This is a genomic window from Inquilinus sp. OTU3971 (assembly GCF_038440215.1).
In genome coordinates, this window is the sequence record NZ_JASATH010000048.1 from 36481 (window position 1) to 44187 (window position 7707).

Genomic DNA, 7707 nt, shown 5'->3' on the forward strand with positions numbered 1-7707 from the left:
GCGCTCATGCCTGGGCTCCTTCACCTTCGGCCTGTTCACGCGGGGCGCCGAAGCCGCGATCCCGGCGCTCGCCACGATCACGATCGCCGCGGGGACCGTCACGGTCGCCCCGGCCATCGCGGTCGCGACCGTCACGGTCCCGGCCGGCCCGGCTCTGCATCATCGCCGAGGGGCCTTCCTCGAGGACGTCCATGCGCAGGGTCAGGGTGCGCAGCACGTCCTCGTTGATGCCCATCAGGCGCTCCATCTCGGCCACGGCGGCCGCGGGGGCGTCGATGTTCAGCAGGACGTAGTGGCCCTTGCGGTTCTTCTTGATCCGGTAGGCGAAGCTCTTCAGGCCCCAATACTCGGTCTTGGTGACCTTGCCGCCATTCTCGGTGAGGATGGCGGAGAAGCCCTCGGTCAGGGCCTCCACCTGCGCGGCGGACACGTCCTGCCGCGCGATGTACACGCATTCGTAAAGTGGCATTGTGACTCCTTATGGCTGTTCCCGACATGGCGCTGCGCGGGGACCCGCCAGCCGCCCATGTCACAGCCGGCCGCTATGCCAAGCGACCGGCAAGGAGCATCGACGAAGCCGCGCACTATACTCGGGAACGCTTGGAGATCAAGCGCGATCGGAACCCGATATCGTCGATCAGGCTTGACTTGCTATGGCGAGGCTCTAAGACCAGCGCCCTCATTGTGATGCGGGGATCGCCGCCATGGCGCGCGCTTTCGTGTTTCCGGGACAGGGCAGCCAGGCTGTCGGCATGGGCAAGGCGCTGGCCGACGGTTCGGCTGCCGCCCGCGAGGTCTTCGCCGAGGTCGACGCGGCGCTGGGCCAGAAGCTGTCCGAGCTGATGTTCGGCGGCGACATCGAGACGCTGACGCTGACCGAGAACGCCCAGCCGGCGCTGATGGCGGCCTCGGTCGCCGCGGCGCGGACGATGGCGGAGCGGTCCGGCAAGCCGCTGGCCGATCTCGCCGGTTTCGTCGCCGGCCACAGCCTGGGTGAATACTCGGCCCTGGCCGCGGCCGGGGCGGTCAGCGTCGCCGACGCGGCCCGGCTGCTGCGCCTGCGCGGCCGGTCGATGCAGAAGGCGGTGCCGGTCGGAATCGGCGCCATGGCGGCGCTGCTGGGCCTCGACCTCGACCAGGCGCGCGATGTCGCCGCCCGTGCCTCGACCGCGGACTCGATCTGCAGCGCGGCCAACGACAACGCGCCCGGCCAGGTCGTGGTCAGCGGCCACAAGGAAGCGGTGGAGCGGGCGATGGCGCTGGCGGCCGAGCTCGGCGCCAAGCGCAGCATCCTGCTGCCGGTCAGCGCGCCCTTCCATTGCCCGCTGATGGCGCCGGCCGCCGAGGCGATGCTCGCGGCGCTGGCCGCGGTCGAGATCAAGGCGCCGGCCGTGCCGGTGGTGGCCAATGTCACCGCGGGCCCGGTCACCGCGCCGGACGAGATCCGCCGCCTGCTGGTCGAGCAGGTGACCGGCACCGTGCGCTGGCGCGAGAGCGTGCTTTACATGAAATCCGCGGGCGTGCAGGAACTGGTCGAGCTCGGGGCCGGCAAGGTGCTGGCCGGCCTCGCCAAGCGCATCGATCGCGACCTCGCCGCGGTGTCGCTGCAGACGCCCGAGGAGATCGACGCCTGGATCGCATCGGCCGGCGCCTGAAGCACAGGGCCGCAGCACAGGGGATAGAGAGCATGTTCGATCTGAACGGCAAGTCGGCGCTCGTCACCGGCGCCTCGGGCGACATCGGCCGCGCCATCGCGACCCTGCTGCACGCCCAGGGCGCCACCGTGGCGCTGTCCGGCACCAAGGTCGAGAAACTGGAGGCGCTGGCCCGTGAGTTGGGCGAGCGAGCCCATGTGACGCCGGGCGACCTGGCGAGCGCCGAGGGCGCCGAATCGGTGGCCAAGGCGGCCGAGGCCGCGACCGGCGGCATCGACATCCTGGTCAACAATGCCGGCCTGACCCGCGACGGCCTGGCGATGCGGATGAAGGACGAGGATTTCGAGACCGTCCTGGACGTCAACCTGGTGTCCGGCTTCCGCCTCGCGCGCGCCGCCCTGCGCGGCATGATGAAGAAGCGCTGGGGCCGGATCGTGTCGATCACCTCGATCGTCGGCCACACCGGCAATCCCGGCCAGGTGAACTATGCGGCGTCCAAGGCCGGCCTGACCGGCATGACCAAGGCGCTGGCGCAGGAAGTCGCGAGCCGTGGCATCACCGTCAACTGCGTCGCCCCGGGCTTCGTCACCAGCGCCATGACCGAGGCGCTGAACGACGAGCAGAAGGCGCGGATCTCGGCCACCATCCCGATGGCGCGGATGGGCGACCCGGCCGAGATCGCCGCCGCGGTCCTCTATCTCGCCAGCAGCGAGGCGGCCTATGTCACCGGCCAGACCATTCATGTGAATGGCGGAATGGCGATGGTTTGACGTCGCTGGGCTGGACATGGCCAGATGCTTGGCCATGTTCGATCAGGTGTGTTATGTGACCGCGGGTTACGGGGCGGTCACTCGTGCGGGGGTTCAGCACTGCGGAATTCAGCCCCGTTCCGCTCTCTTGAAAGGTAGAACGAATGAGCGACATCGCCGAGCGCGTTAAGAAGATTGTCGTCGAGCATCTCGGCGTCGAAGAAGGCAAGGTCACCGAGTCGGCCAGCTTCATCGACGATCTGGGCGCCGACAGCCTCGACACCGTCGAGCTGGTCATGGCGTTCGAGGAGGAGTTCGGCTGCGAGATTCCGGACGACGCGGCCGAGAAGATCCTGACGGTGAAGGACGCGATCCAGTTCATCGAAGCGCATTCGGCCGGTTGATCGCTGGCCCGTGCCACACGTTCCGCCGCAGAACCGGATGAAATGATGCGACGTGTCGTAATCACCGGCATGGGGATGGTCACGCCTCTCGGTGCCGGTGTGAAGACCAATTGGGATCGACTGACCGCCGGCCAGTCCGGCATCGGGGCGATCTCGACCTTCAACGTCTCGGATCTGCCGGCGCGGATCGCGGGCATGGTGCCGCGCGGCACCGGCCCGGGTGATTTCGACGTCGACAGCGCGGTCCCGCCCAAGGACCAGCGCAAGAACGACGTCTTCATCCATTACGCGATCGCCGCGGCCAATGAGGCGATCGCGAATTCGGGATGGGTGCCGCCGACCGACGAGGCGCGTGATCGCACCGGCGTCATGATCGGCTCGGGCATCGGCGGCCTGCAATGGATTGCCGAGGGCTCCCTGACCCTGGAGGAGAAGGGACCCCGCCGGATCTCCCCCTTCTTCATCCCGGCGGCGCTGATCAACCTGGCCTCCGGCCAGGTCTCGATCCAGCACGGCTTCCGCGGTCCGAACCATGCCGTGGTCACGGCCTGCTCGACCGGCGCGCACGCGATCGGCGACGCGACGCGGCTGATCATGTGGGACGATGCCGACGTCATGGTGGCGGGCGGGGCGGAGGCGGCGGTCTGCCGGCTCGGGCTCGCCGGCTTCGCCGCGGCCCGGGCGCTGTCCACCGGCTACAACGAGACCCCCGGCCGGGCCTCCCGCCCCTATGACAAGGGCCGTGACGGTTTCGTCATGGGCGAGGGCGCCGGCGTGGTCGTGCTCGAGGAGCTGGAGCACGCCAAGGCCCGCGGCGCCACGATCTATGCCGAGGTCGTGGGCTACGGCCTGTCGGGCGACGCCCATCACATCACCGCCCCGCCGGAAGACGGCAATGGCGGCTTCCGGGCGATGTCGGCGGCGCTGAAGCGCGCCGGCCTGACCCCGTCGGACATCGACTACGTCAACGCCCACGGCACCTCGACGCCGCTCGGCGACGAGATCGAGCTCGGTGCGGTCAAGCGCCTGTTCGGCAACGCCATCGAGACCGTATCAATGTCCTCGACCAAATCCGCGATCGGCCATCTGCTCGGCGCGGCCGGTGCGGTCGAGGCGATCTATTCGGTGCTGGCGATCAACCACGACGTTGTGCCGCCGACGCTGAACCTCGAGGACCCGTCCGACAGCTGCCTCGGCGTCGACCTGGTGCCGAAGCAGGCCAAGGAGCGGCCGGTGCGCGCCGCGCTGTCGAACAGCTTCGGCTTCGGCGGGACCAACGCGTCGCTGGTCTTCCGCGAGTATCTCTGAGGGCATGCTTCGGGCCCTTGCCCGCGCGCTCGCCTTCCTGGTGGTCCTGGCGGCCGTCATCGGTGGCGGCGTCGCCTGGTTCCTGCATGCCTACCGCGCGCCGGGACCGCTGACGGCGCCGGCGACGCTGGTCATCGAGCGCGGCAGCGGCCTGACTGCGATCGCGGCGCAGCTCGAGGCGGCGGGCGTGGTCGAGAACCGCTGGGTGTTCCTGGCCGGAACCGCGTTGGACGGCGGCGACCGCGCCTTGAAGGCCGGGGAATACGCCTTCGCGCCCGGGACCTCGCCGGCCGAAGCGGCCGATCTGCTGGCCCGCGGCAGCAACGTCTCGCACAAGATCACCGTTCCGGAGGGCCTGACCTCGGCCGAGATCGTCGCCCTGGTGCAGGCCGAGCCGCTCTTGACCGGCGGGGCCGGGGACATCCCGGCCGAGGGTTCGCTGCTGCCGGAGACCTACCAGTTCATCCGCGGCGACACCCGCGCGGCGGTGATCGACCGGATGCGCAAGGCGATGCGGCAGGAGGTCGACGCGCTGTGGGCCAGGCGGGGCAACGGCCTGCCCGTCAAGTCGCCGCAGGATGCCGTCACCCTGGCCTCGATCGTCGAGAAGGAGACCGGCGTGCCGGCGGAGCGGCCGGTGGTCGCCAGCGTGTTCCTGAACCGGCTGCAGGCCGGCATGCCGCTGCAGTCGGACCCGACCGTGATCTACGCCCTGACCGAAGGGAAGAAGCCGCTCGGCCGCCCGCTGACCCGGGCCGATTGGAAGCTCGATTCGCCGTACAACACCTATGTCGTGGCAGGGCTGCCGCCGGGGCCGATCGCCAATCCTGGCCGCGACGCACTTGCCGCAGTGCTCAAGCCGGCGGTTACGGACTATTATTACTTCGTAGCCGACGGCTCCGGCGGGCACGTCTTCGCCCGGACGCTCGAGGAGCACAATCGCAACGTCGCCGAATGGCAGAAGCGACGACAGGCCGCCCCGCCCAATCCCGGCGACGCGGCCCCGGACACCGGAGACACCATTGAGCGGTAGAGACGACCCCCATCTTCTGCACACGATCCGCGGGGTCCTGGTGCCGATTCACCCGGCCGGCTACCCGTTCATTGGCGTCTTCGCCGTCGCCACCGTGATACTGTTCATGCTGTGGGAGCCGCTGGGCTGGCTCGGCGTGCTGGCGACCGCCTGGTGCATCTACTTCTTCCGCCACCCGCCGCGGGTGACGCCGAACCGGCCCGACCTGGTGGTGGCGCCGGCCGACGGCTTGGTCCAGATGCTCGTGCAGGCGACGCCGCCGGCGGAGCTCGGCCTCGGCAACCGGCCGCTGACCCGGATCAGCATCTTCCTCAACGTGTTCAACGTACATGTGAACCGGGTTCCGGCCGACGGCGCGGTGATCGACGTGAAGTACCGGCCGGGCAAGTTCCTGAACGCCAATCTGGAGAAGGCCAGCGAGGAGAATGAGCGCAGCGCCGTCTCGCTGCGCCTGCCGGACGGGCGGATCCTGGTCTTCGTCCAGATCGCGGGGCTGGTGGCCCGGCGCATCATCTGCGACCTGTCGCCGGGGCAACCGGTGGTGGCGGGCGAGACCTACGGGCTGATCCGCTTCGGCAGCCGGACCGACATCTACCTGCCGGACGGGGTGGAGCCGCTGGTCTCGGTCGGCCAGACCATGATCGGCGGCGAGACCGTGCTGGCCGATCTGGCGGCCGCCGCCGTCGCCAACCCGGTCGCGATCGCCCGATGATGAGGCCGGAGCATCGCCGGCACCGGCGGCCCTTCCGCCGCCGTCCGGTCGTCCGCATCCGCGGCCTGACGATCAACCGGCTGCTGCCGAACATCCTGACCACGCTGGCGCTGTGCGCCGGGCTGACCGCGATCCGCTACGCCGTGCACGAGCGCTGGGAGCAGGCGGTGACGGCGATCCTGGTGGCCGCGGTGCTGGACGGTCTCGACGGCCGCGTCGCCCGGCTGCTGCGCGGGTCGAGCAAGTTCGGGGCCGAGCTGGACAGCCTGGCCGACATCGTCAGCTTCGGCGTCAGCCCGGCGATCATCCTCTATCTCTGGATGATGCAGTATGCCGGTAGTCTGGGCTGGCTGGCGGTAATGGCCTATGCGGTCTGCGCCGCGCTGCGCCTGGCGCGGTTCAACACCGCGCTGGACGACACCACCCTGCCGCCCTTCGCCTACAACTACTTCACCGGCGTGCCGGTGCCCGCGGGCGCCATCCTGATCCTGATGCCGGTGATGATCAGCTTCGAATTCTCCTCCGGCTTCTGGGTGGCGCCGCTGCTGGTCGGGCTGTGGACCGTCTTCGTAGCGCTGCTGCTGGTCAGCCGGATCCCGACCTTCTCGATGAAGGTGGTGCGGATCCCGCAGGAATATATCGTGCCGGTGCTGGTCGGGATCGGGCTGGTGGCCACGCTGCTGGTCACCGCCACCTGGCCGACGCTGGTCGCGCTCGGCCTGATCTATGTCGGCAGCATCCCCTTCAGCATCCGCCGCTACGCCCATCTCAAGCGCCAGGCCGCGTTGATGATGGGAGAGCTGGACGAGGAGGAGGCGGTGCCGGCTGCCGCGGCCGACTCCCCGGCTCAGCAGCCTCCGGATCGGCCGGATCAGCCGAACGCGGCGTAGGCGACCAGCAGCAGGGCGAAGGTCGTCGCCACCCAGCCGACGATGGTCACGATCTCGCGGATCAGGTCGAACGGGCTGTCGGTGTCTTCGTCGTCATGGATCAGATGCATGGTCGTGCTCTCACTGTGCGTGACAGGACCATGCACGGTCTTTCGTGAGCGCACCGTGACGGCAGTCACACCCGCATGACGCGGCGGATCAGGGCGTCGGCCCAGCCGGTCGGCAGGGCGGCGAGCAACCTCGTGCCGGCATGGATCGGCCAGGGAAAGGCGATCAGCGGCCGGTCGCGCTGCAGCCCGCGCCGGATTGCCGCCGCGGCGTCCTCGACCTCCATCAGCATCGGCATCGGGAAATCGGCCCCGTCGGTCATCGGTGTGCGCACGAAGCCGGGGCAGATCACCGAGACCCGCACGCCACGCGGCCTCAACTCGACCCGCAGCGCCTCGCCATAGATCCGCACCGCGGCCTTCGAGGCGGCATAAGGCCCCATGCCGGGAAAGCCGCGGAAGCCGGCCAGCGAGCTCATCAGCGCGATCTGCCCGGCGCCGCGCGCCGTCATCCGCGGCCGGATCGGGTCGACGGTGTTGAGCACCCCGTCGAGATTGACCGCCAGGATCCGGCGGCCCTTCGCCGCCGCGTCGGCGCCCTCGGCCCCGCCCGGGGCCACGCCGGCATTGGCGATGACCAGGTCGAGCGGCCGGGCTTCGTCGGCCGCGGCCACCGCCGCCGCCATCGCCGCCCGGTCGGTGACATCGACTATCGTTGTTTCCACCGTCGCGCCAAGGGCGCGGACCGCCCCGGCCACCGCCTCCAGCCGGGCCGCGTCGCGCCCGAACAGCACCAGCCGCACGCCGGGCGCGGCATAGCCCCTCGCCAGCGCGGCGCCGAGACCGCTCGAGGCGCCGGTGATCAGAATCGCGGTCGGCTTCGTCACGGCGATTTGCTACGCAAAGTGG

General features: G+C 69.8%; 10 protein-coding genes. 7 read left to right on the plus strand and 3 right to left on the minus strand.

Features of this window, described 5'->3' with window-relative positions; genetic code table 11:
* Positions 1-4 precede the first annotated feature (4 nt).
* Positions 5-469 carry a 30S ribosomal protein S6 gene (gene rpsF, locus AAHM41_RS14545; protein ID WP_342237269.1) on the minus strand — a complete coding sequence of 155 codons (465 nt, stop codon included), beginning with the start codon at positions 467-469 and terminating at the stop codon, positions 5-7.
* A gap of 235 nt (positions 470-704) precedes the next feature.
* Here rpsF and fabD point away from each other — a divergent pair, with 235 nt between their 5' ends.
* From fabD to pssA, 7 genes are all read left to right on the plus strand, one after another.
* Positions 705-1655, plus strand: a complete 951-nt coding sequence (fabD, locus tag AAHM41_RS14550; RefSeq protein ID WP_342237270.1) for an ACP S-malonyltransferase — start codon at positions 705-707, stop codon at positions 1653-1655.
* Positions 1656-1687: 32 nt separating this feature from the next.
* Complete coding sequence (gene fabG / locus AAHM41_RS14555; RefSeq protein ID WP_342237271.1) at positions 1688-2425, plus strand: 3-oxoacyl-[acyl-carrier-protein] reductase; 738 nt, start codon at positions 1688-1690, stop codon at positions 2423-2425.
* Positions 2426-2568: 143 nt separating this feature from the next.
* Complete coding sequence (locus AAHM41_RS14560) at positions 2569-2808, plus strand: acyl carrier protein (protein ID WP_034844540.1); 240 nt, start codon at positions 2569-2571, stop codon at positions 2806-2808.
* Positions 2809-2853: 45 nt separating this feature from the next.
* The gene (gene fabF, locus AAHM41_RS14565) at positions 2854-4116 is read left to right on the plus strand and encodes a beta-ketoacyl-ACP synthase II (protein WP_342237272.1); all 1263 of its coding nucleotides are present in this window, start codon (positions 2854-2856) and stop codon (positions 4114-4116) included.
* A 4-nt stretch (positions 4117-4120) separates the two neighbouring features.
* Positions 4121-5149 carry an endolytic transglycosylase MltG gene (mltG, locus tag AAHM41_RS14570; protein ID WP_342237273.1) on the plus strand — a complete coding sequence of 343 codons (1029 nt, stop codon included), beginning with the start codon at positions 4121-4123 and terminating at the stop codon, positions 5147-5149.
* The gene (locus AAHM41_RS14575) at positions 5139-5861 is read left to right on the plus strand and encodes a phosphatidylserine decarboxylase (RefSeq protein ID WP_342237274.1); all 723 of its coding nucleotides are present in this window, start codon (positions 5139-5141) and stop codon (positions 5859-5861) included. Before mltG ends, AAHM41_RS14575 begins: the two co-directional genes overlap by 11 nt.
* A complete protein-coding gene (pssA, locus tag AAHM41_RS14580; protein ID WP_342237275.1) occupies positions 5858-6751 on the plus strand; it encodes a CDP-diacylglycerol--serine O-phosphatidyltransferase in 894 nt (297 codons plus the stop codon). Before AAHM41_RS14575 ends, pssA begins: the two co-directional genes overlap by 4 nt.
* Here the strand turns inward: pssA and AAHM41_RS14585 are convergent.
* Both AAHM41_RS14585 and AAHM41_RS14590 read right to left on the minus strand, forming a co-directional pair.
* Positions 6733-6861, minus strand: coding sequence for a hypothetical protein (locus AAHM41_RS14585; protein ID WP_275542378.1), 129 nt, complete (start codon positions 6859-6861; stop codon positions 6733-6735). The two genes, pssA and AAHM41_RS14585, sit on opposite strands and share 19 nt — an antisense overlap.
* Positions 6862-6926: 65 nt before the next feature.
* A complete protein-coding gene (locus AAHM41_RS14590) occupies positions 6927-7685 on the minus strand; it encodes an SDR family NAD(P)-dependent oxidoreductase (protein WP_342237276.1) in 759 nt (252 codons plus the stop codon).
* Positions 7686-7707: the final 22 nt, after the last annotated feature.

What these genes read in the sequence shown, in the direction of transcription:
- rpsF (WP_342237269.1), bottom strand. Translation starts at nt 469, where the DNA reads ATGCCACTTTACGAATGCGTGTACATCGCGCGGCAGGACGTGTCCGCC.
- fabD (WP_342237270.1), top strand. Translation starts at nt 705, where the DNA reads ATGGCGCGCGCTTTCGTGTTTCCGGGACAGGGCAGCCAGGCTGTCGGC.
- fabG (WP_342237271.1), top strand. Translation starts at nt 1,688, where the DNA reads ATGTTCGATCTGAACGGCAAGTCGGCGCTCGTCACCGGCGCCTCGGGC.
- AAHM41_RS14560 (WP_034844540.1), top strand. Translation starts at nt 2,569, where the DNA reads ATGAGCGACATCGCCGAGCGCGTTAAGAAGATTGTCGTCGAGCATCTC.
- fabF (WP_342237272.1), top strand. Translation starts at nt 2,854, where the DNA reads ATGCGACGTGTCGTAATCACCGGCATGGGGATGGTCACGCCTCTCGGT.
- mltG (WP_342237273.1), top strand. Translation starts at nt 4,121, where the DNA reads ATGCTTCGGGCCCTTGCCCGCGCGCTCGCCTTCCTGGTGGTCCTGGCG.
- pssA (WP_342237275.1), top strand. Translation starts at nt 5,858, where the DNA reads ATGATGAGGCCGGAGCATCGCCGGCACCGGCGGCCCTTCCGCCGCCGT.
- AAHM41_RS14585 (WP_275542378.1), bottom strand. Translation starts at nt 6,861, where the DNA reads ATGCATCTGATCCATGACGACGAAGACACCGACAGCCCGTTCGACCTG.